General features: G+C 39.7%; 18 protein-coding genes. 3 read left to right on the top strand and 15 right to left on the bottom strand.

Features of this window, described 5'->3' with window-relative positions; all coding sequences use genetic code 11:
* The first annotated feature begins 151 nt into the window (after positions 1–151).
* Positions 152–841, top strand: a complete 690-nt coding sequence (locus ACFE6N_RS03845) for a hypothetical protein (protein WP_378934008.1) — start codon at positions 152–154, stop codon at positions 839–841.
* Positions 842–860: 19 nt separating this feature from the next.
* Here the strand turns inward: ACFE6N_RS03845 and ACFE6N_RS03840 are convergent, their stop codons facing one another.
* The 10 genes from ACFE6N_RS03840 to spt all read right to left on the bottom strand — a co-directional run bounded on the left by ACFE6N_RS03840 (position 861) and on the right by spt (position 12,112).
* Positions 861–1,802 (bottom strand): phosphatase PAP2 family protein, encoded by a 942-nt coding sequence (locus ACFE6N_RS03840; protein WP_378934006.1) that lies wholly within the window; start codon positions 1,800–1,802, stop codon positions 861–863.
* Position 1,803: 1 nt separating this feature from the next.
* A complete protein-coding gene (locus ACFE6N_RS03835) occupies positions 1,804–2,424 on the bottom strand; it encodes a sterol desaturase family protein (RefSeq protein ID WP_090985125.1) in 621 nt (206 codons plus the stop codon).
* A gap of 357 nt (positions 2,425–2,781) precedes the next feature.
* On the bottom strand, positions 2,782–4,071 hold the full coding sequence (locus ACFE6N_RS03830) for a DUF4833 domain-containing protein (protein WP_378934003.1): 1,290 nt from the start codon (positions 4,069–4,071) through the stop codon (positions 2,782–2,784).
* Between the two features lie 8 nt (positions 4,072–4,079).
* Positions 4,080–6,623 carry a DUF5686 family protein gene (locus ACFE6N_RS03825; protein WP_378934001.1) on the bottom strand — a complete coding sequence of 848 codons (2,544 nt, stop codon included), beginning with the start codon at positions 6,621–6,623 and terminating at the stop codon, positions 4,080–4,082.
* Positions 6,624–6,998, bottom strand: a complete 375-nt coding sequence (locus ACFE6N_RS03820; protein WP_378933999.1) for a GtrA family protein — start codon at positions 6,996–6,998, stop codon at positions 6,624–6,626.
* Between the two features lie 5 nt (positions 6,999–7,003).
* Positions 7,004–7,459 (bottom strand): phosphatidylglycerophosphatase A, encoded by a 456-nt coding sequence (locus ACFE6N_RS03815; protein WP_244950758.1) that lies wholly within the window; start codon positions 7,457–7,459, stop codon positions 7,004–7,006.
* Positions 7,459–8,784: an inositol-3-phosphate synthase gene (locus tag ACFE6N_RS03810; protein ID WP_378933997.1), complete on the bottom strand. Its 1,326-nt coding sequence runs from the start codon at positions 8,782–8,784 to the stop codon at positions 7,459–7,461. Before ACFE6N_RS03810 ends, ACFE6N_RS03815 begins: the two co-directional genes overlap by 1 nt.
* 18 nt (positions 8,785–8,802) lie before the next feature.
* Complete coding sequence (locus ACFE6N_RS03805) at positions 8,803–9,792, bottom strand: NAD-dependent epimerase/dehydratase family protein (RefSeq protein WP_378933995.1); 990 nt, start codon at positions 9,790–9,792, stop codon at positions 8,803–8,805.
* Entirely contained in the window at positions 9,789–10,910 is a 1,122-nt protein-coding gene (locus ACFE6N_RS03800; protein WP_378933993.1) for a hypothetical protein, read from the bottom strand. The genes ACFE6N_RS03805 and ACFE6N_RS03800 overlap by 4 nt, the downstream gene beginning before the upstream one ends.
* A complete protein-coding gene (gene spt / locus ACFE6N_RS03795) occupies positions 10,907–12,112 on the bottom strand; it encodes a serine palmitoyltransferase (protein WP_378933991.1) in 1,206 nt (401 codons plus the stop codon). The genes ACFE6N_RS03800 and spt overlap by 4 nt, the downstream gene beginning before the upstream one ends.
* Before the next feature lie 541 nt (positions 12,113–12,653).
* Here spt and ACFE6N_RS03790 point away from each other — a divergent pair.
* Positions 12,654–13,550 carry a helix-turn-helix domain-containing protein gene (locus ACFE6N_RS03790; protein ID WP_378933989.1) on the top strand — a complete coding sequence of 299 codons (897 nt, stop codon included), beginning with the start codon at positions 12,654–12,656 and terminating at the stop codon, positions 13,548–13,550.
* Positions 13,551–13,613: 63 nt separating this feature from the next.
* Here the strand turns inward: ACFE6N_RS03790 and ACFE6N_RS03785 are convergent, their stop codons facing one another.
* Complete coding sequence (locus ACFE6N_RS03785) at positions 13,614–14,342, bottom strand: M15 family metallopeptidase (protein ID WP_378933987.1); 729 nt, start codon at positions 14,340–14,342, stop codon at positions 13,614–13,616.
* A gap of 279 nt (positions 14,343–14,621) precedes the next feature.
* On the opposite strand from ACFE6N_RS03785, the gene ACFE6N_RS03780 reads away from it, so the two are divergent.
* A complete protein-coding gene (locus ACFE6N_RS03780) occupies positions 14,622–14,795 on the top strand; it encodes a hypothetical protein (protein WP_378933985.1) in 174 nt (57 codons plus the stop codon).
* A gap of 260 nt (positions 14,796–15,055) precedes the next feature.
* Here the strand turns inward: ACFE6N_RS03780 and ACFE6N_RS03775 are convergent, their stop codons facing one another.
* From ACFE6N_RS03775 to ACFE6N_RS03760, 4 genes are all read right to left on the bottom strand, one after another.
* On the bottom strand, positions 15,056–16,135 hold the full coding sequence (locus tag ACFE6N_RS03775) for a phytase (RefSeq protein ID WP_378933983.1): 1,080 nt from the start codon (positions 16,133–16,135) through the stop codon (positions 15,056–15,058).
* 2 nt (positions 16,136–16,137) lie between these two features.
* Entirely contained in the window at positions 16,138–17,397 is a 1,260-nt protein-coding gene (locus ACFE6N_RS03770) for a right-handed parallel beta-helix repeat-containing protein (protein ID WP_378933981.1), read from the bottom strand.
* Positions 17,398–17,419: 22 nt separating this feature from the next.
* Positions 17,420–20,197, bottom strand: coding sequence for a TonB-dependent receptor domain-containing protein (locus ACFE6N_RS03765; RefSeq protein WP_378933979.1), 2,778 nt, complete (start codon positions 20,195–20,197; stop codon positions 17,420–17,422).
* Between the two features lie 261 nt (positions 20,198–20,458).
* Positions 20,459–22,063: a tetratricopeptide repeat protein gene (locus ACFE6N_RS03760; RefSeq protein WP_378933977.1), complete on the bottom strand. Its 1,605-nt coding sequence runs from the start codon at positions 22,061–22,063 to the stop codon at positions 20,459–20,461.
* Positions 22,064–23,456: the final 1,393 nt, after the last annotated feature.

Here is a 23,456-nt window from a genome sequence, read left to right as displayed (position 1 = left end):
AGATTTTAAATATTCGTACCTTTAAACCAATTTTTAGGAGCTTTAGACCTTTTTTGAAAGCGGTTCCTGATCGAAATTTGTAGCATAAATTTCATAAAAGCGGAATCATCAATAATTTGATTCAGCTGATCACCAATCCATATTCATTAAAGTGGCTAAATATACCATCACATCAACCCCTGCAGGTTTAAAAACTGCCCTTCTACGGCTTATTATTTATGGTGCACTCATTTACCTGCTTGCCGAATTTCTTAAATGGAATGTAAAACAGGAAGCAGTAAGCAATAAATTCAGTGAAGATTCTGCGGTAGAATATGTTCAAAGCATTTTGCTCCTTTTAAGTTCAACCGTTTTTCTCTACACCTCTTTTAAATACAGATCCTTATTCCCACTTTCCTTCGCGCTATTTGCTTTTATGATGGCTTCGTTGATCCGGGAACAGGATGCTTTTCTGGACGAACATGTTTATGATGGTGCATGGCAAACCGGTGCATTCAGTCTCCTTATCCTGGCAAGTCTGCTTATTTACAGAAAGAAAGCTATATTTTTCTCCAACTTAAACAATTTTGTACACCAGTTCTCTTTTGGAATTTTATTATCAGGTATTGTAACAACCTATATTTTTGCGCGCCTGTACGGAAGGAAAGTTTTCTGGATGGCCGTTATGGAAACACAGTACGTCCGTGATGTCAAAAATGTATCGGAAGAGTCGCTCGAACTCTTTGGCTATGCACTTATTCTTATTGCAAGTGTAGAGTTTTATCTATTTGCCCATGCAAAAAACATTGAAATAGAATTAAAAACACACCAGGCTCAATCTTCATTTCCTATTTCTGCTTAATTTGAATTGAATGAATATGCTATTTACCAATGGCGGCTACCATTTTGGCTACAAGTTGTTTTAATTTGGTGTAGCGCATTAATAAATTAAAAGAAATGATGCCCAAAAGCGCACAGGTTAATCCAGCCAGCACATCGAGCGTATAATGATGACTGGTATAAATCGCCGAAAACCAGATGCCCAGCATTACGGTAAGGAAGAAAATATTAATTTTTCCCAAATGATTTTTCAAACCATAATAAACCACAATAACCGGATATGATGAGTGCAACGATGGCATGGCCGCAAATACATTAGAACCTTTGCTGTATATTCCATTAAAAAGTGTAATCCCAAAGTAATGGTCAAAACGGGCCAGGCCGGCGGTATTACCCGCTGTTTTAGCTACAAAGCCGAAACCGTGTTCCTGCACATACCACGGTGGAGCAGCCGGGAAAGCATAGTAAACCACAAAACCCAGTAAATTTACCCAAACAAAGGTGAGCGAGAACCGAACAAACTGTTCTTTATTCTTAAAAAAAAGATAGGTAGCAAATGCTAATGGAACGGGTACCCACATCAGGTAGAAAAACCCCGTCAATACGTCTAAAAACGGGGTACTGTTTATCTTCCAGTATTCGTTCGGTGTTAGTATTGCTCCATGGTAATTAACGCCAAAGGTTTTCCTTTCCAAATCATATAAATCTTCAATATGCACGTTATTAAACAGATAGTTTGGAAAAGCTTTCATGTAATCAAACAGGATCCAGTATACAATAAATATAGAAAAACCAAGGATAAACTTTCTGGTTCCCCTTGATATATAGAACAAGGCATTAAAGATAAAAATCAACACCAGCTGATCAGTTTTAAAGCCAACCAGCAGTATTGATAACAATAGATATCCAACAGATATAGCAACTGTTAGATAAATATTACGGATATCATAAAAATTGTTTTTAAGCAATGATTGTTGCTGCATACTACTTTTTATCAAAATTAGACCTGAAAATGTGGTCCCAAAAAGTCCAGCTTACCCCATAACCTTTGGTCGAGTCGGAATAATGGTGAAGCATGTGATGCTGCTTTAGTTTTTTCCAGAAACCACTTTTAAAATTTGCATGGTGGAGCGCGTAATGTACCATATCGTAAAACAGATAACCGATCATAAACCCTGAAAAAAACGGATAAACTTTGGTATCCGGCAATAACCAGTCGAAAAGAAAATAAAAGCCTAAAGCCATTGGAATACTGGCAGAGGGCGGCATCACCAGCCTTTTGGCATCATTTGGGTAATCATGATGTACCCCATGGAAAATAAAATGGATTTTCTTACCCCATTCAACTTCAGGTTCAAAATGAAAAACATAACGATGGAGCACGTATTCGGTGATGGTCCAGATGCCCAGGCCGAGCAAAAACCATCCTGTAAAACTTAAAGCTGTCATGTTTATTTCCCAGAGTGCTTTCCAAAACAGAAAGGCAATAACCGGAACATATACGATTAACGGCACGTAAAACTGAACTTTTGATAGACGCTCTAAAAAGTCGTTTTTAAACATCCTGATGGATGCGGTTGAATTGGAAACAAAATTCTTTTTCATTGTAATTATTTAATTGGCTTTCAGCTCCACTCATTTAATCGTCATCCTGAACTTGTTTCAGGATCTTCTTCCCAAACAATCTGTCATATACAATACTTTATTCTTAAAGATTCTTCGTTACACTCAGAATGACAATTCACTCCTATTCAATCGTCATCACGACTGAAGCGCTGCGAAATGGAGAGATCGATATGGTTAGATTTTGTTTCGCAGAGCCTTCGTGTTCTCGACTACGCTGCACCCGAAAGCTATCGGTTCCGCTCGAAATGACGATTCGGGAGAGATTGCTTCTTCGGCTGAAAAAGCCTTCTTATAATGACGGATTGGATAAGAACGCCACCCGCAAAACGCCTAACGCTAAACCTTAATCCTTTCTACTAACACTTTCGACGGCTCCGAAGCATCATAACCTTTAATTTCAACATATTTTACATTAGGAAACCAGAATGTGCCCCCTTCAATCCGAAGGAATATCCGTTCCAGCTGCATTTTCTTATTGTTGATTGTCGCAAAAACATGATATTTCTTATCAACAGCAGATTTATTCAGGTACATCGGCAACTTTTTATGGGAGGTGAACCGCAATTCAAACTGGCCATTGCCTAAGTTTTTGCTAATAATGCCATAAGCAAATTTCCGCTGTATATAACTCAGTTCTTTTTTTTCACCCTGATCTCCGTAACGCATCCAAAACACATTTACAGGTTGCTCTTTATTCACTTCTCCATGTTTATCTACATTTAACTGGCAAATGATGGTATTGGTATTCGGATCGCGCTGCAGGTAAAATAATTGATTGCTAATGTCTTTTGGTACCGGAAAACTGATCGGGGATGGATCTGCCCCCTGCGCATTCGCAGGCAACGAAATCATCCCGGTTAAACTTCCCATAAAAACTAAACCTGCAATTAATGCCGCCTTATTATTTCCTTTTCTTTCCTTAAGTTCTTGTGCTTCCAGGCCTCTTTTGGCCTCTTGAAGACGTTTAACAGCCGTAATATTGGTCAATACCGCCATTACAGTAATGGGCATGGTAAAAATTGACATGGTTTCGAATACATGGAAAGAAATTCCCGGCACATATAACTTATAATTGCCACCGATAAAATGACCTGCAATACCGCAGAAGATGGCAAAAACGCCAATGGTCACTACCCGCTCTGGTCGCTGCATTAAACCGCCTTTACACTCCACTCCTAATCCTTCGGCCCTTGCACGCGTGTAACTTACCATCATCGAACCAATTAATGCAATAAAAGCAAACAATGAACTTAAAAAGTAATGATGTGCCACCAGGTAATAACAGATACCCAAAAACATAATCATTTCGCTATAACGATCGAGTACCGAATCGTACAAAGCACCAAACTTCGAACTCATATTCCCTAGTCGCGCCACCTGACCATCGAGCATGTCGAACAGACCAGCAAAAAGCACCAGTGCACCTCCCCAACCAATGTAAGACATGTCGCCTCGGTTAGATTTTTCTGCACCAAGCACAAAAATAACGGCCACGCCAATATTTAAAATTAAACCGATGGTAGTGACGGCATTAGGTGTTAAACCCATTTTGATCAATCCCTTTACAAAAGGATTGATAACTTTATAAATGCCCTGTTGCAGGCTGTCTCTCAGATTTTTTTCCATAGCTTATTTTAAAAATCAAATTTTACCCTTGCCCTGATCCCCCACTCCGAAACTTCCGGATTATTAAGGTAACTGAAGCGTTTTACCAGATCTACCCGCAATAACTTAAAGATGTTAGCTACACCGATACTGCCTTCCATATAGGGTGTATTGCCCAATGCATAAGTCCGCTGTGCACCATTTTCGTAAACCGGAAGCTGGTATAATCCGGTTTGAAAATCCGGATTATTCTCATTCCGCAAGCCACCATACAGGGCTTTGAATGAGACCACTTCCCTCAACTTCAATTTCTTGATCAATGGCATTTTATTAAAAAAGAAGCCATTAAAATTATGATCGATATTAATGCTTACGTAATGATCGCTTACAAACTCCAGGAAGTTCATTAAGTTGTATGAGTTAAGCTGATAAGCATAAGTTTGATTGGCACGGTGGATATCCAGCAAAGGAAAAGGCACTTTTCCGGCAATATAGCTGCCCTCTACCGTTACATCGCTATAACCCAGCTGCGATAAATAAAAACGTTTATCAATGCTTCCCAGCAGGTTATGATAATTGTATTCGCCGCCCAAAACGCCTTTTAAACCCGCGGTATAACGGAGATTAAATACGGGATAACGATCGGCAATAGGCACGCGGTATATTTTCCCCTGGTAAAATTTCTCATTCGGGGCGTACCTTAACTGAACAGAAACTTCACTGGTGGTTAACCGGTTTACCAACTGGTTATTTGTATTCAGGTAACTTAACCCACCGGCCGGTGTCTGGCTCCATTTTTTGAAACCCAGGTTATACGAAAAGTGATTTTCGAACTCCTTTACATAATCCAAACGGTAAAAATCGTTATACAACAGCATATCGTTTACGCCACGTTTAAACGAGAGCAGGAAATTATCTTCCTGTACAAACTGTAACTCTTGTCCGGGTATTTTGGTATCGCGCTGAAAACTGGCCCTCACATAATGTTGAGGGAATGCGTAGATCGATTTATTGTTCAGTGAATAGGTACCGGAAAGGAAAAACTTCCATTTCTCATCTTTAATGCCATAAGCCAGATAGTTTTCGAAATAGTAACGTTTGCTCAATTCTGGAGTGGTTCGGCCACCAAACCGTAGCCTTAAACCTTCTACATTGTTAAAACTGTAAAAGGTGTTTACCGGACCTATTTCATAGGGGCCAAGATTCTGATAACCTGCAAATAAAAGGGTCACGATTTTCATGGTCCGCTTGAAAGATGGCAGATTTTGCAGCGTATCAATATTGCTGTAAATTTTCAGCTGGTTCTTCGAAATGGTATCTAACCGGTTATTCTCCCAAAATGTATCGTCTTTTTTTGCCGCATCAGCCAGTACTACGCTGCTTTTCCCTTGAAAAATCGTATCCGGCAGCACCGTATCATACCGGTAATTTTTAAAAGTAACCGAACGCTCGCCTGTAAAGCCAATACCTTTGGTTTTACCAATGCCGAAATCGGCCAGTAAACTGCTTTTGCTCAAACTGTATTTACCTTTATCGTTCTGTTCAAAATTCAGATCGATTTTAAGTGCACGTACAAAATTGAGGTTGATATTTTTGTTTACCCCGAAAGAGGCTCCTGTAACCGCATAATGCCTATCATTGGTCACGTAAATCTTCCCTTCGAACAACATATCGCCGGTATTACGCGGGGTAAAAGACAGTTCTATTATTTCAGGTTTCTGTGTTTTAATGGTATCAGTAATGAAAAACTTATAAAAATTAGGCGCACCATCTGCAATAGGACTCAAAAATTCATTACTGATCACGGAGATATTATTCTTATAAATATCAATATCCTGATACATCCTGTCGAAATAGGATTTCATTCCTTTATTATCAATGTATCGGCTATCGAACTGGACCTGTTTTTCTCCGATTACGATCGTTTTGTTCTTTTCCGGATCTTTACTCAGGTAATGATCGGCCAGTTGCTCCTGAATATAAATCGGAAGAAGATTTTTCCCTCCGATTAATGTCGAATCCTGCTCCTGAAACAGAAACTGATAATTCTTAAACATCCTTTTATTCTTAAACTTATCTGATACATTGCTCAGTGAGAAGAGCATTTTTTCATATTGCCTGAAAGAAATGGTGTTATAACTTTTAATGCGGTTTTCATCTTTATGCGCAATTACCTGGCGGATCAATTCCACCGCGGGATTATCTTTATTTCGATACTTTGTCTTTTTACCGCCCACCACAACCACTTCATCCAAGACTCTCGAATCGGGTACCATGGCAATATCCAGTTCCTGCGTTGCGGATGGAACAGTATTTTTAAGAACACTACGATAACCAACATAATTGAAACTGATCTCATTTTGTGGGTTTGGAGAAACAAGTAAATATTTCCCGTTTACATCGGTCTGTGTACCAATCTGGGTATCTTTAAAGAAAACCGAAACATTGGGCAGCGTTTCTTTGGTTCCGGCGTCGCGTACCGTACCAGATACAACAGTTCTTTGGCCAAAGGCATTTACCTGCAAAATAAAACAGAGCGTAACGAATAATAAAAATGAATAAATCGGTTTCATTTAATTTGAAAAAATAAACTGCTTTTGCATGATATAATTGTAGCTGATACCCGTTAAAACGGAGCTCAAGACTTTGGCGAGTACGTAATTGAGATTAAAAAAATGCGTGAGCATAAATACCCCCGAGGTTACAATGATCAGGTTGCCGGCCCATACCAAAATATATTTTAATATCTGCCACCTAATGGCTGTAGATTCACTTTCAAAAACCCATTTACGGTTTACGTAAAAGTTAACGGCACCACCTGCTACCGTGCCTGTTATACTGGCTGCCAGGTACCACCATGCTAAAAGATTTACGGCCATAATAGTCACACCGAAATCTGTTGCCGAGGCCAATAACGATGATGCCTGTGCTTTGAGGAAAGTGAACATCAGGTTTAAAATATTGCTAAAACAACGATCAGTTGCAGTATAATATTCGCATAAATTCCAGCCAATACATCATCAGCCATTACCCCCCAACCACCTGGCAGCTCTTCTAATTTGCGGATGCCAAATGGTTTGAGGATATCAAAAAACCTAAAAAGAATAAGACCGATCAGGGTATATTGCCATTTTAAAGGTATAAGCAGTAATGTAATGCACATTCCGGCAACTTCATCAATTACTACCCGGTTGTGGTCTTTACCCCAAATCTCCTCCACCCTATCGGCACTCATTACCCCAATCATTACAATGAACATGGTAAAAAGTATAGGCCATAAATATGGATTGGTATAAGGGCCCTGGGAAAGGTGCCAGCAAATACACGTTGCTATTGCAGCGTAAGTACCGGCACCTTTACCGATGTAGCCAATGCCCAGAGCCGTTGAAAGAAATTTATGGATGAACACTATACCGTTTCTATCAGTTCTTCTTCGTAATCCTGACCTAAATGGGTAATCAATTCTTCACCCATGATGTAACGCAAGGTATTCTGAAGTTTCATTAACTGTTTAAAAATGTCGTTTTCTGCAGGGACACCGGGAATTGTTTGTGGCGATTTCAGGTAGAATGATAACCATTCCTGAATGCCCGAAAGGTTTGCACGTTTAGCCAGATCGATAAACAAAGCAAGGTCTAATACTATCGGTGCGGCCAAAATCGAATCGCGGCAAAGGAAATTGATTTTGATCTGCATTTTGTAACCCAACCAACCGAAAATATCGATGTTATCCCAGCTCTCTTTGTTATCACCGTGAGGGGGATAGTAGTTGATCCTGATTTTGTGGTACATGTCGCCATACAGATCATGATTGAGCTCCGGTTTAAAGATATCTTCCAGTACACCCAGTTTTGATACTTCTTTGGTTTTGAAGTTATCCGGATCATCTAACACCAAACCATCGCGGTTACCCAGAATATTATCAGAAAACCAGCCGTTTACACCTAACGAACGTGCTGCTAACCCAGGTGCCAAGATGGTTTTCATCAAGGTTTGACCGGTTTTAAAATCTTTACCGGCAATTGGGGTATTGGTTTCTTTAGCCAGTTCGATCAAAGCAGGAATATCTACCGTTAAGTTTGGTGCACCGTTAGCAAAAGGAATCCCCAATTTTAATGCTGCATAAGCATAAATCATACTTGGCGCAATACGTGGATCGTTATCTCTTAAACCCTGCTCAAAAGCAGCAAGTGATTCGTGAACTTCTGATGGTTCGAAATAAATTTCGGTAGAGCCGCACCAAACCAGTACAATACGGTCGCAGTTGTTTGCAGCTTTGAAGTTTTTGATATCTTCCATTACGGCTAGAGCCAGTTCGTAACGGTTATCGATATCTTTTACATATTTGCCATCCAGGTTTTTCACGTAGTTTCTGTCGAAAGCAGCGCGCATCGGTTTAATGGCCTGTAATTCTTCGCGTACATCGCGCAAAAGGTTGGCATCCAATACTCGGGCGTTTAAAGCAGCTTCGTAAACGTTATCTTCGTAAACATCCCAGCCACCGAAAACTAAATCTTCCAGATTGGCCAGAGGAACAAAATCTTTAATTTTTGGCTCCTTTTTTTCTGTTCTTTTACCTAAACGGATCGTACCCATCTGCGTTAAAGAACCGATCGGTTTTGAGATGCCTTTTTTAATTGCAGCAACTCCGGCGATCATGGTTGTTGCTACGGCGCCTAATCCTGGCATTAATATTCCCAGCTTACCTTCAGCTGCTTTTACTTGTTCTTTCATTCTATTTTATTTAAAATCTTATAACCAATTGTTTTTACGGTACCAGTTGATGGTTTCATTTAATCCCTGTTCCAGGCCAAACCGGGGAGCAAAACCAAAATCATTCTGAATATTTTTAATGTCGCAGCCCCAGTTAGGTGCCGTGAGTTCTTTTATCTTATCTACATTTAATGCGGGTATTTTATTAAAGATGCCATATAAATGCTCCATTGACCAGGCCAAACCTTTAATCAATGGCACAGGTACATTTAACCTTACTGTTTTTTTGCCTAAGGCCTTCCTTGCATAATGAGCAAGCGATGAGCGCTTGTATACTGCCCCATCTGATATATTATAAGCCCTGCCCACCACATCAGAAGCAAGTGCTTTAATGATGATATCGGCCAGATCGGTAGCATAAACAAAACTGAGTTCCTGTTCCTGTTTACCGATGTAAAGCTCTAACCCTGCCTTAATGGTTTTGATCAGTATGAAAATGTCTTTCTCCCTGGGACCATAAACCGCAGTGGGCCTGATTATAATTAAGGGTAAATCCGAAATCTGGGCCAGGTATGTTTCAGCTAATGCTTTGCTGATCCCATAACTGGTTACCGGATTTGAAGCACCATTATCCGTTAGCCTTTCATTTTTTTGCTTTAAAGGTCCCAGTGCCGCCAAACTGCTGATGAATACAAATTTCTTGATGCGATGTGTAGATTTTGAAGCAGCTACCGCCAAATTCCTGGTATAGGTTGCGTTAATTTTATTATAATCGCTTAATTTTTTTGCCTTGGTTACTGCAGCAGCATGTACAATATAATCGTACTTTTTCTCTTCAATATTCTCTTTCAGCAAATAGATTGATTCAAAATCTAGATCTACATAATTGATCTCAAAATCTTTGAGGTGATCTGCAGTAGCCGATTGACGTACATTTGCATATACCTCCAATCCGTTAGCCAAAGCAGATTTGATTAAGTGATAACCCACAAATCCAGTTGCTCCCGTAATCAACACCCTCTTTTTCATATCGTTTTCTCTAAAATTCTGTATTTCCGGTATAACTTTCCACCGATATCTTCAATGGGTTTATTGATCAGCTCGTTATGGTCTAAAGTCCAGCTCGCCTCTGCATATTTCATCTTTTTAGCTTCAAAATGTCTGATAATCCGTCCATATAAACAGGCTTCGATTCCCATTTTACGGTAACCATCTACCACGCCAAGCAATAAAATACGGATCCCATCGATTTTCTTTTTGTTGGCTAAAAGCTTGATCAACCCTGTTGGGAACAGTCTTCCGCGTTTAATTTTGATCAAAATCTGGTTGATATCGGGTATTGCTAAAGCAAAACCTATAATCTTGCCATGTTGCTCGGCCAGGATGCAAAATTCAGGATCAAGGATGAGTTTTAAATCGTTTGCTGTGTAGTCAAACTCTTTATCCGTCATCGGTACAAAACCCAGGTTTTTATCCCAAGCTTTGTTGTATACCTCCCTTACCGCATTACAATCCTCCTTGAATTTCTTCATGTTGATTTTGCGGAGGATAATGTCATTCCGTTTCAAACGTTCCTCAATCCTGTCCATCAGTTTCACCGACCGGTCGCTATAATTGCCAGCGGTGTACCGGTAAGCCCTTAAATCAACATTTTTCTGAAACCCAATCTGTTCCAAAAGCGGTAGATAGTACCGGGCATTATAAGGCATCATGGCTACCGGAGGGCCGTCGAAACCTTCTATGAGCAAGCCGCATACTTCATTGGTAGAAAAATTTACCGGTCCTAAAACTTTGGTCAATCCCTTTTGCTTTAACCAATCCTCTGCCGCTTCAAAAAGCTGTTTAGCTACTGTGGCATCATTGATACAATCAAAAAAACCAAAAAAGCCATCATTCGATTCGTAGACCTTATTGTGATTGGTGTTGTTGATGGCGGCAATCCGCCCAACTATTTTACCTTCATCATAAAGCAAAAAGAGCTGTATTTCAGAATGTTCGTAAAACGGATGTTTTCCAGGGCTAAGCAGATCGCGCTGGGCAATAAAAAGTTCGGGCACATAATTTACATCGCCCGCATACAAATCGTGCGGAAAATCTACAAACGCAGCCAATGCTTTTTTACCGGAAACCTTTACCAGTTCTCTCATGATTGGCTCCCGACTAATTCTACATTAACGGACTTAAAAGCTGCACTTAGCTTGGCTATGGCCGATTCAATCTGATCGAAAGTGTGCGTAGCCATCAAAGAAAACCTGATCAAAGATGAATCTGACGGAACAGCCGGCGAAACTACCGGATTAACGAAAACCCCGTTTTGCTGAAGGATATTCGTAATCATAAAGGTTTTGGTGTTATCGCGGATATAAATGGGTATAATCGGACTGTTGCTGTGCCCGATATCGAAACCGGCATCAAGCAGAAGTTTCTTCGCATATTCTGTATTGGCCCAAAGCTGATCAATCCGTTCAGGTTCCGATTCAATGATATCCAACGCAGCAATCACGCTGGCCACAGCTGATGGCGGCATACTGGCGCTGAACATGAGTGAACGGGCACGGTGTTTAATATATTCGATGGTTTCGGTATTACCGGCAATGAATCCGCCCAGTGAGGCCAGCGATTTGCTAAAAGTGCCCATAATCAGGTCTACATCCTCAGTGAGATTGAAATGAGATGCTGTTCCAGATCCATTAAAACCGATTACACCGAGGCTGTGTGCATCATCCATCATAATATTGGCGCCAAATTCGTTGGCTATTTCCACCATTTCAGGAAGATTAACCAGATCACCTTCCATGCTGAAAATACCGTCGGAAACAATCAGTTTCGCAGTATCTTCAGGTAAACGGCTCAATTTGCGACGAAGATCCTGCATATCATTATGCGCATATTTAATCGTGCGCGAAAAGGCCAAACGGCTACCATCAATAATAGAGGCATGATCATACTCATCCAGCAACAGATAATCGTTACGATCTAACAAACAGGATATTACCCCTAAGTTGACCTGAAAACCGGTACTAAAAAGTACTGCAGCTTCTTTGCCTACATATTCGGCCAGGCGATTTTCCAGTTCGAGGTGGATATCGAGCGAACCGTTCAGAAACCGCGATCCTGCACAGCCGGTTCCGTATTTTTCTATTGCTGCTTTAGCGGCTTCTTTTATCTTGGGATGGTTGGTTAAACCCAAATAGGAATTTGAACCAAACATGAGTACTTTTTCCCCGTTGATTACGACCTCGGTGTCCTGACCAGATGCTATGGACCTGAAATAAGGATATAATCCTTTTTCTTTTATCACCGCTGCATCCTTAAAAGAGGCAATTCTATCTTGTAATTTTTTACGCATGCTGAACACTTATATTCTTCAGTTTTTTAAAACCCGTTCTGAAACATTGATCTGCAACCTGAATGCTACTTGTAGAAATTAAAATCAACAGCGTAGATTAAGGCAACATTAACCAAATGATTTGATCACACAATTTTAGTGCGTAAGTGAAGCCAAAAAAAGGTTCAAATGTGGGATATATTGGTCAAAATGTTGGATGGGCAAAATGTGACATTTAGATGAATTGACTAATTGACATTCTGACTTTTATTATAAAATAGTAAAAAGGTTAAAAAGTAGACAAAAAAGCGCTTAAATAACATAAATAACTGTTTTAAAGCATTTTAATTTATTTAAACTATTAATCAAAAACGTAAAAATCAATCAGAAATTAGTCATTTAAAAAAAATATTCTTGCAAAATTAATTCTGAACATTACATTTGCCAGATCAAAAATCCGATAGATAAGGGGGCAAAAACTATCCAAATAGGGTGGATGAAATTGTGGTGCAAAAGATGATTGGATCTGTTAAGAAATGATTAAAAATACGGAACAATTTTTATGCAAGAAGATTTACTCACCAAAACTTTTTCTGAAAAAGCCCATGAGGAAGCGCTGTCTTTAAATGATGGTCTGATGGCTAAAATCCATCATAGCACAGATCCCAATTATTGCAGTTCTGAGCCGTTCCGCGTATCAAGTTATGCGCTGATCCTGATTACTAAAGGGAAAATGAACCTCAGGATAAATTTTACAGAACATGTATTAAACCAAAGGGATATTCTACTCATTTTTCCGCATGCTGTTTATGAAATAAGAGATAACAGCGAGGTTTCATTTATCAGTATTCATTTTAGTAAAAGTTATTTAAAAACGAGGGGGGTATTTTTTAACAGTGGCGAAGCTTACAGAATGTTCCAGACCAATCCTATCCATAAATTTTCATTATCAAAAGAAGAGCATACATTCATTTATTATGACATGCTTGCCATACACAAAAAACTGAATGTACCTAAAGACACGCCTCAGATTAAAAACATTGTTCACAACAGCTTTTTAGAACTATTGTATGATATTTTCTTGTTAAAGCACAAACAGAAAGACGCAATGCCTTTTGTGCATGATAGCAAAACAGAGCTTACGAACCGGTTTTTATCGCTGGTATCAGAAAATTTCAAAAAGGAAAAGCGTGTAATTTATTATGCCAACCGCTTACGCATTACACCCAGGCATTTATCACAAGTAGTGAAACAGGTAACCGATAGAACAGCGGGAGAAATCATTGATGAAATGGTCATCAGGGAGGCGAAATTATTACTAACGAGCCATAGAATGAATATTTCGGAAGTGGCCATGGAACTGCGTTTCAGCAATTCCTCTTTTTTTGGTAAATATTTTAAAAAGCAGACGGGAATTACCCCGTCTGAATATAAATTATCGAATAATATTGCGGTTTAAGATTTAACCACAGATATAAAATCCCTGTAGATCCGCGTATATCTTTGGTTTAAATCAATTGGATTACTTCGAAAGGTATTTATTGCTAACATATCCCTGGATCTCTTCGTAACTTACCAAACTCCATTCCCCATCGCGGGATATTTCTGCAACATGTTCGCCCTTTAAAATCACCGGGATCTTTTTTATCTTTTCTGAGGTAACGGATGGCCCGGTTCTAAAATTTAGAGCAGTTGTTGTACGATAAGGGTTTGGAACCACCACCGGCGGCCTGTCCAAAATCACATAACCGTTCCTTTGTTCGCCAGCAATCATTTTAGCCTGTAATTGTTGCCAGGTATAACCATAATCGTGCTGTAAATGTGGGCCATCTTTAAAGCTTACCCAATCACCACCCCATTCCCAGCCATTGGCCTTAAAAACATTAACCACTTCCATCCAATCGCTACGCCCATCCTTATCATAATCTTTAACCATATTCCATGAGGTATCTTTTCCATCAATAACCAGCACAAAATCAAGTGCTAAACCGTAATTATGTATCGATTGACCAGCTTTTGCATTGGTAACGATATTACCCATAGGCTTGCTGGCCGATCTACCATCAGGGTTTACTACCGTTCGGCCAAGATTATATAAATCCTGTTGCTCTTTAAATGTTCTGAGGGTTGCAGTTATCCGCGGTTTAGATCTTCCCGTTAACGCAGCTTCCGCCTGAGAAAAGGTACTTATTGCCAGTTCCCTTAAATCGGGATGCAATAGTTGAATTTTTGTTTGGCTTGGTTTGTCCATGATGAGTTTGTTAATTAAGTTTTACGATAATTTATTAATAACAACTTAATAATCAATTAAATATACACAAAAATCAAGTTAAAAACGACAAGCCATATTCGTATATCAATAAAAAAGGAAAAATACTTAATATTAGTTAGCTACAATTGTCATTATAAGTGGAACTAGCTCATGTCGACCGGAACGCAGTGGAATGAAGATATCTATCTTGAGACAGATTTCCCGACTCAGCTGCAATCCACTCGAAAGGACGGAATGGTTAAGAATACCCCCTTAATAATGATCATTTCTAAGTGTGAGCCTATCGAAGATCTTTACTATTCGAAAAAACATTTGGCCTTCTACAGGTTCAGGGCGGTAATTGCTTCACCTAAACTTAATCCCATTGATTACCCGCCTGCAACGGGCAGGGTTTATATCAGCAGGGCAAACCATTCGCCATCACAAAAATAATTTTTCCACAGACAGAAAGGATGCACACAGATATGAAAATCCATGTCTATCCGTATGCATCTGTGGTTAAAAAAGCTTAACTTAACTACACCGCTCATCAGCTTGCAGTGGTCGGGGCTTATGTCAACACCATATTAGTACCATTCATTAACCCTTACACCCAATCTAAGCGGAATGCCGGTTTCCTTCAAATTGTCAGAACCGGGACTTCACCAATCCAACCGCTTCTGCAATTGCTTTACAAAAAATAAATGTTAATGTTATGGATTTGCAATAGTCAATTTTTTACCCGCTATATCTTCCCATCTATAAAAGTGAAAGGTTTTATCATCGCTCATCGCCACCAGCAAACCGTGTTTAAAATCTTTATTCAAAGGAACTGAAACCACATCAATACCATCTGTTTGATTAGCTGAATATTTTATGGTGGTTAATAGCGGATGCGGATGTACCGTATTTTTCCTGGCTACCCGGTCATATACTTTTAACTGCCCGGCACCCTGATCAGACACCAGGATATATCCTTTATTGCCTGGTGTTTTATAAATGGCGATACCCTCATTGTCCACGGCAAAATCGCCTTGTCCAAACAATGCCAGTTCTTTATTTCCTTTGGCCGGATCTGCATAATACTTGCGTATGCCTACCTGCTCATCGCAATAATAAACAAAGCCCAATTCGTTATCAACGGCAATAGCTTCGATTTCTTTTTTCCCGCTATACAATCCAAATTTCCGCACTAAATCTGCTTTAACATTACCCTTTCCGTCATCTGCCAATTCATATTGCCAAAGATAACCTCCATTTTTAGGGCCGGTTTTACGGCCTACAATGGCATAAATCTTTCCAGCAGGATCGGTATACATCGAAATCCCCATCAAATCACGGTACTCTGCTCCTGTTTCGCCCACAAAAACCGGAATTCCACCATTGTCAATTGCCTTCATATCCGGCAGGGAAAAGATACGCAGTTTATGGGTATAACGCTCAGTTGTCACTGCAATATCTGTCTTTTTTCCAGCCAGCTGCAAACCATAGGCAATATCCACATTATCAGGGCGCTTTAAGCCCTTAACCGTTTTGGATTGAATGATTTTACCTTTCAGATCGAAAACATACAGGCCACCATTGGTATCTTTATCGGTACCGATTACCAAAGATTGTGCAGGATCGCTTGGGTTCACCCATATTGCAGGATCATCGGTATCAAAATCGACAGGATCAGATACATATAAGGGTTTTACGGCTGTACTTTTTCCATTTTGAGCACCTCCTTTACAAGAAGTGGCCAGGCTTAAAACCGCAAAAGCGGCAAACTTTAAAATATGGTTGTATTTCATTTTTATATTTTAGTTCCGTATGCACCAACAAATGTAGATGGTGAAGGCGAGATATAGGTAATTCCGTTTTTCATTACAATGCCGGCTTTGTGATGACGGTTAAAGTTAGTGATGCCTTTGCCTAAAGCGGGTGAGTTACCCTGCAGGTGAAAATCCCATGCGGTATTGAAATCGGCATTGGTAACTGCCGTGTTTAAAGGATAATTCACAAATTTAGGATCATTTGCACCGGCCACATTGCTGATCACATCGTTTTTACCACCTACAATATCGCCTGTTGGCTGAAACTGATTTACAGTGGCCTGATCAAAACCATAATACCAGTTATTGCCATAAGCAGAACGGCTATCTTCAGGTTTTTTCGGATCTCTTTTTACGCCAAAACGGGTATTGGCAAAAAGGTTATTATACAGATCGGCACGTACGGTACTTTCCAGCCAGATTGATCCGCCTTTGGCCGTTGGCCTTCTCCAACCTGTATTCACCATGGTATTGTTATACGCAATAATATAGGTTTGCGGTGTTTTATCTCCTGTATTGGATAATTTTAAGGCATTGGTATTGGTGCTATAAACCAGATTATAAGCGATATCTGCTAAACAGCCGGATTTAAAATTCATGGCTTCCCCTCCTGTCACACCAGTAGTATAAAACACATTATTGGCAAAAATAATCTTCCCGCCTTCAATGTAGGTACAATCTTCCTGGAGGTTCCTGAAAATGCTGTTCTGAACCACTAATTTGCCATTGGCATTGGCAAACCAGAGTGCGGGCAGATTTTCTCCGGCCTTGGCCTTATAAAGCCCCATTTTTACGGATGTGGAAGCATCCGAAGTAGTGGAGCCAGCATATTCGAGGATTACATGATCAAGCACCAGTTCCTCGCACGTTGGCCCGGCCAAAATACCGCCCCAAAGCTTTCCGAATTTTTTTGATGCAGTTTTATAAAATTCATTTACCGTAAACCTGATTGGATTTTCTGCAGTTCCAAGTGCATACAGGTTACCTTTTATCACAATCTCTGGTTTTGCAACCGTGTCCATCAGCACCGTTACCCCTTCTTCAATGGTCAGGGTTTTCCCTTCCGGGATGACAATATCGCCTTTAATTACCTGTGTACTGCCTTTTGCCCAAACCCCGGAAACCTCCCCTATTGCCGAACCGTCAATAACAGTGGTATCCACATCTATATTGGCTTTTTTACATCCTGCCAGGGCTAGCACAACAAGGATTAATAATTTAAAAATCTGATTTGATTTCATGTCTTTGTTTCTTAAAATGCTATTAATTAAACTTATACCTAAAGCCAACAAGATAGTTCTGGCCGTAATAATCGCTCCTGATCAAGGTATTTCCGTTTTTAACTAAATCTTCTTTGATATCGTTATTTGCGGGATTTGTACCCTTTATAAATAGTTTTGTCGGGGTATTTAAAATGTTATTGGCTTTTACAAAAACACTTATTCCGCCTTTAAAACGCTTCTCTGCAGCGGCATCAACCTGGATAAATCCTTCCTGCCATAAGTCGTTGTTTAAGAATTGTGAAACCGTGTTGATCCGTGGCCCCGTGTAGGCACCTGCAACCTGAGCATCCCAGCCTTTTTTAGTGTCTTTAAACAATATAGACAGGTTAGCAATATGTGCCGACTGACCATAAAGCGGACGCTCCTGATTCACATTTGCAGGCTCTGTATCTCCGGTAATGTTATTGATTACCCTGGTGGTTTTAGTGGTATTAATGCGCGAATGGGTATAAGTATAATTGGCCTTCACCCCTATTTTGCTAAAATATTTGATGTAATCTACCTCTGCTCCGTAGTTATTGGCCGTACCAAAGTTCCCCGGGCTATAATAAATATCCTGACCGCGAACGGCATCAGCCTGAAAAGTATATTCAATTGGATTTTTTATCCTTTTATAGAAAGCACCAACCAATAATTGCTCGGAAGCGCCGGGAAAAAGCTCGTACCTTAAATCGAAGTTATCAGCCAGAGCACGTTGCAAATTAGGATTACCACGTTCCTGAAATTCTTCATTTACCACTTTTCCAGGTACAATTTCATAAAAACCCGGGCGGTTAAGCGCCTTATAATAAGAAGCATGTAACTGTGCTTTTTCATTTAAGAAATATTTTGCGGTTAAACTCGGCAATACATCGGTGTAAACCTGGTTTCCTTTTGGAAAAGATTCTCCTGCGGCAAAAAGAAGGTGATAACCCTGATTGGTATGCTCTACTCTTGCACCACCAATTACTTCTAATTTAGCTGAATTATATTTAAACATTCCATAACCGGAAGTGGTTTGTTCCGTGGCATCGTAGGTAAGGGAATTGGCTACAGCACCGGTTGGATTGCTTACCACCAGGTTCAGATCGGTATAATTTTGGAAATTTACACCGTAAACATCATTTGCATGATCAGCGGCCTGGGCCATATTGTAATTATTAAAGAAGCTGCTTCTTTGTTTATCGCGGTATAAACCTCCAGCCATAACATCCAATTTATGCTTACCTGCTAAAACATGGTAGGTCAGATCCAGATAACCTGCCACATCCTCATCGGTATTACGCTCCCACCTGCGGGTAACCGGGTTGGTATTCACCAAACTGGTGCGTTTGCGCTGAAAATTCTGTTCCAACCCATTTAAACTGATACTGGTATTTTCAGGCACATCGTTTTTGGCAGAAGAATAAACAGCCGACCACTGCACCTTAAATTTATCATTAAAAAACTGATGGTCGCCATGCAACGTAGAATTGTAAATCTGCTGCTCAGTTAAACGGCTACGGGTATCAAAAACCAACTGTGCATTCCCAGCTACTGGATCATAATCTTTATTGTAAGTAGTAGTTACGGCATCCCTAACCTGCTGATTTTTCAGGTTAACATATACATTGTAAAAACTGATCTGGTGGTTTTTGTTAAAAACATAATCAACTTTCCCGTGCAAACCTGTACGTTGTTGCTGCTCGGAAAATTCACGGTAACTTTTACTGGTAATGGTGGCATAAGCATCTGTACCAACAACAGAATTATTATAGAAGGTACTATTGCTTCCGCGATAGGTATTTTGATAACTTCCTGCTAACACTACGCCTAATTTATTATCCAAAAAGCGTTTACTTAAAGATAAACTTCCGATTAGATTAGGTGCAGGGTTTTTATATTTATAATCAAGCGTTCCTTTGGTAAAATCGTTCTGTGTAGCATTATAGGTCCTGCCGTTTATTTCATAAGGCGATTTATAACTGATATCAGAAGCATTGTAGCTGGTAAACTTACGATCGAAAAACAACTGGCTATAACCAGTAGCAACATTGGCATTTACCTGCAGCAAACCCGGTGCATTTTTCATCACCATATTAATCGCACCGCCAATGGCATCGCCCTCTAAATTTGGGGTAAGGGTTTTGTACACCTCCAAACGATCGAGTAAATCAGCAGGAAAAAGGTCGAGTGGAACATAACGGTATTTATTATCCGGACTAGGGATTTTAACACCATTGACTAATGTATAATTATAGCGTTTATCCATCCCCCTTAATATCGCGTACTCTCCATCGCCGTTGCTGTTGCGTTCTATGGATACACCCGAAATACGTTGCATCACATTCGCCACCGTGAGATCAGGTGAAATTTCAATCGCCCTGCCTGATACGATGTTCATCAGTTGTGGCGCATTTTTTTCTAAGCGTCTTGCCCCCTGATCAGTAGAACTAACCGTATTGGATTTAATGGTAATATCGTCAAGGATTCTCGAATCACTTTCCATGTAAAACTTTAAGTGATCGTTATCTTCTTTCCGGATCACGAATGTTTTTTCGATGGTTCTGTACGTAACATAGCTTATGCTGATTTTAGCCGTACCAACTTTAACATCCTTAAATTCGAAAGTACCGTCTAATCCGGTATTGGTTATGCGCCTTGGATTTTCTAAAACCACCGTTGCACCTACAATGGCCTCGCCACTTTGCTTATCGTAAACATGGCCCTTTAGTTTTGTGGCATGAACTGTGCCTGCACAAAAAAGAAGTAAAAACAGAATTTGTAATGGTTTATTCATTGCGTTTGGTTTTGTCTTTTTATTATCGACAGGGCAAAGATGTACACGCCAGATTACATCAGAAAATGTTAAGGGTTACATAAAGGCAACAGCGTTACAACAGGCATATACCAAAAAGCAACAAAAATAGACAAACAACTGTAAATAAGACTATTAAACACATTAAAAATCGCCGTTATGCTTTTATTACCGTTACATTAACGAATTGTTAAGCCCTAAAAACCATTAAAAACAGGCGGTAGATAGCCATTGATGTAACGGTTATAAGGCCTGGATAAATGCGGATAAATTATCGCCTTGAGCAAGATTTAGCTTTTTCCTCAATCTATATCTGGATACCCTTAAGCTATCGGTAGATATACCGAGCAAGGTGGCAATGTCTCCCGAGTCAAGATTCATTTTTAACAACGCGATTAAGCGCATATCTGCTGAGGTAAGCTCCTGACTATATTTTTTAAGGCTTTCCAGAAATTGATGGTGTACCTGCTCAAAAGCGGCCGTAAATTCCTTCCAGTTGCGTTCGTGGTTAAAGCTCTGGTTAATCTCGGTTAGGATCTGGCTCATCTGCTTTTTCTGATCGCGTTTATCCTCTTTCACCATCGCCTGCAAGGTACTTCTCAGGTTTTCCAGAAACTGGTTATGCTTAATCAGATTTAAAGTATGAGTAGATAACTCCCTGCTTTTTACCTCCAGTAATTGTTTCAGATTTTGTTCTTCGAGCTGAAGATTTTTGAGTTCAAGGCTAGTCATATCGTGTTCTATGGCCTTTTGCTTTGCCAGCATCTGTTGATCTTTTAACTTTAAACGTTGCCTACTGAAAATCACATAACCCAAAACAACCAATAATATCACCACAATGGCAGAAGAAAAAGCAATAACCCGGTTTACCTTCCGGTCGTTTTTTAATCTGATAATTTCATCCGATTTTTTATTGATATCGTAAAGTACCTGCAAAAATGCCGCCTGCCTGGCTCCATCTACCGAATACAGATCGATAGTATATTTATAACCAAGTTTTACATAATGATAGGCGCTGTCCATATTGTTCAATAACTCATAAGCTTTACCCAAATCTCTGCAACAGGAACTTAACTGATAAATATTGCCCATTTTTTCGGCAAGTTTTAGAGCCGTTTCGGTTTGCACAATACTTTCCTTATACCGACCGGTTTTACGCAAAATATCGCCTAAATTGTTAATGACCTCAATACTTCCCAGCTTATTCCGATCTTTTTGATATAAATCCAGTGACTGTTTAAAATGTACGTAAGCGGAATCGTAACGCTCCAGATCTTCATATATGCTCCCGAAGTTTTCGTGTATTTTTGCAGCTTCGCTTTTATTGTTAAGCTTTTCGGTTATGTTTAGAGCCAGTTTTTGATAATAAAACGCACTATCATAAAGCTGCCTTTTTTCGTACAACTGCCCAATATTGCCCAATACTGTTACCTGTCCGGTTAAATTATTTAATCTTTTATAGAGATCAATAGCTTTACGATAGCTATTCATGGCCTTATCTTTCTGTTTCATATAATAGTAAAGCACGCCGGCATCATTAAGGTTGGCTGCCAATAACAATGGTTGATTGGCATTACCAAATATCTTATCTGCTTTTAAAAAGAACTCTAAAGATTGACTAAAGTGGCCTTGTGTATAACAAATTTTGCCCATCTGCTGTAAACATTTGCCCTCTTTTAACTCATCATTATCATCAATAGCTTTGGCATAGATCCTCTTTAATTGAGCCAAGGCTGTAGTCGGATCTTTTTGATCCTGAACAATAATCGATTCAAACCGATCTTCCCGGGCGTTTACATCAGGGATGAAAAAAAGAGAAAATAAAAGCAGACTAATGAGTTTGTTCATTTTAAAGGCAATTGCATCAGGCAATATGGAGCAAAGAAAAGATACCGGTGTTAATTTAAAGTTAAGTGAAGTCTCAGGTGATATAATTAACGTGCTTAACCGAGTCTTTTTCGCTATGAGTTCTAAGTGACATTAACTTATTATGTGTCAGATGGTAACATCAGACACCACCGATCATAAGCTGTTTATATTTTGCCACGGAAACACGGACTGACACGGAGGATTTCACTATTTCCACAGCAGTGGTTCGTGTCCGCATGGACCATTTTCATTTTATTGCCGTTATTTATTGCAGTGGTCTATGTCCCCACAGGCTACCTGAGTGATCAGAACAAAAAACAGGTATTAGATGAACATGAATTAGCTAAACCCGACCGGCAACGTTATCCTGGTTTAGGAATTATTGTATTTAGTGATAAATTTCCAGGATTAAGCAAAGGGCGGGACTACCCTAACCGAAGCACACCACCGTGGTCTGTATCCTTATCGCCGTGGTCTGTGTCCCCACAGACCACCTAAAAAATCAGAAAAATACAAGGATTCGATAAATCGAAAGGCCTCTGTTAACTAAACCCCTGCCCGTTGCAGGCCTATCGTGTGTACACATCTCTGTTAGCCATTATTTGTTCTTTAGCACTTAGTTCTAAGGCGATCGTCATGCTGAATTTATTTTACAAGTAGAAATATCGTTTTCGATTGCCTTGTAGCTACTTCGTGGTCAGCATCTTTCATACTATTAATCCCGTTGATTAAGAAAAATTATTTTTCAACAAAAATATTGTTTTTCCGCTCTATGCCGCGGGGGCATGGTAGTTTTTCGCAGAGGCAGTTGTTTTTCATTTGTGCTCAAGAATGCTACGCATTTTGGAGCGCCAAAGTACCCAAAGCGCTTTGTCATCCGATAGCTATCGGATCCAGCTAGGAGCCTTTCACACAACCACACTCACATCAAAAAAACAGCGGCACTTCGTTTAATCAGTTATTGTTTATGATTTCTTTGGTCTGATTGAGCCCTACGGGGTTTGTGTTCAATTCTCTTTAACAATTAAATTAGTATTATGAACACAAAACCACTGCGTTTAAGGTTTGGTAATGCTATTTGTTCTTCCCTGCAACTGTTTTTTTGATAGCTCAGGCTCTTGGGATTGACGGCGTTCTTCGGTAAAACCTGTAACCTATTAAAGCAAGCAAGCAAAGCGTTTAAAAATACAAACTAAAAGATGTGTCCACACGATAGTTTGCAGGCGGGGCGAGCGACAGCGTTATCCCGGTTTAAACTTTATTTCATTTACCATCTAATCTACCGGGATTAAGTATAGGACGAGGCCAAACTAACCGAAGCACCACAAGTATTGCTTTTCCAAAAAAACAGAATGATTAAGCTTGATATTAA

Source organism: Pedobacter sp. BG31 (genome assembly GCF_042464845.1).
Classification (GTDB): Bacteria; Bacteroidota; Bacteroidia; order Sphingobacteriales; family Sphingobacteriaceae; genus Pedobacter; species Pedobacter suwonensis.
This window is presented reverse-complemented; position numbering and strand designations above follow the sequence as displayed.

What these genes read in the sequence shown, in the direction of transcription:
- ACFE6N_RS03790 (WP_378933989.1), top strand. Translation starts at nt 12,654, where the DNA reads ATGCAAGAAGATTTACTCACCAAAACTTTTTCTGAAAAAGCCCATGAG.
- ACFE6N_RS03840 (WP_378934006.1), bottom strand. Translation starts at nt 1,802, where the DNA reads ATGCAGCAACAATCATTGCTTAAAAACAATTTTTATGATATCCGTAAT.
- ACFE6N_RS03800 (WP_378933993.1), bottom strand. Translation starts at nt 10,910, where the DNA reads ATGAGAGAACTGGTAAAGGTTTCCGGTAAAAAAGCATTGGCTGCGTTT.
- spt (WP_378933991.1), bottom strand. Translation starts at nt 12,112, where the DNA reads ATGCGTAAAAAATTACAAGATAGAATTGCCTCTTTTAAGGATGCAGCG.
- ACFE6N_RS03825 (WP_378934001.1), bottom strand. Translation starts at nt 6,623, where the DNA reads ATGAAACCGATTTATTCATTTTTATTATTCGTTACGCTCTGTTTTATT.
- ACFE6N_RS03780 (WP_378933985.1), top strand. Translation starts at nt 14,622, where the DNA reads ATGATCATTTCTAAGTGTGAGCCTATCGAAGATCTTTACTATTCGAAA.
- ACFE6N_RS03830 (WP_378934003.1), bottom strand. Translation starts at nt 4,071, where the DNA reads ATGGAAAAAAATCTGAGAGACAGCCTGCAACAGGGCATTTATAAAGTT.
- ACFE6N_RS03775 (WP_378933983.1), bottom strand. Translation starts at nt 16,135, where the DNA reads ATGAAATACAACCATATTTTAAAGTTTGCCGCTTTTGCGGTTTTAAGC.
- ACFE6N_RS03765 (WP_378933979.1), bottom strand. Translation starts at nt 20,197, where the DNA reads ATGAATAAACCATTACAAATTCTGTTTTTACTTCTTTTTTGTGCAGGC.
- ACFE6N_RS03760 (WP_378933977.1), bottom strand. Translation starts at nt 22,063, where the DNA reads ATGAACAAACTCATTAGTCTGCTTTTATTTTCTCTTTTTTTCATCCCT.
- ACFE6N_RS03820 (WP_378933999.1), bottom strand. Translation starts at nt 6,998, where the DNA reads ATGTTCACTTTCCTCAAAGCACAGGCATCATCGTTATTGGCCTCGGCA.
- ACFE6N_RS03810 (WP_378933997.1), bottom strand. Translation starts at nt 8,784, where the DNA reads ATGAAAGAACAAGTAAAAGCAGCTGAAGGTAAGCTGGGAATATTAATG.
- ACFE6N_RS03805 (WP_378933995.1), bottom strand. Translation starts at nt 9,792, where the DNA reads ATGAAAAAGAGGGTGTTGATTACGGGAGCAACTGGATTTGTGGGTTAT.
- ACFE6N_RS03785 (WP_378933987.1), bottom strand. Translation starts at nt 14,342, where the DNA reads ATGGACAAACCAAGCCAAACAAAAATTCAACTATTGCATCCCGATTTA.
- ACFE6N_RS03835 (WP_090985125.1), bottom strand. Translation starts at nt 2,424, where the DNA reads ATGAAAAAGAATTTTGTTTCCAATTCAACCGCATCCATCAGGATGTTT.
- ACFE6N_RS03770 (WP_378933981.1), bottom strand. Translation starts at nt 17,397, where the DNA reads ATGAAATCAAATCAGATTTTTAAATTATTAATCCTTGTTGTGCTAGCC.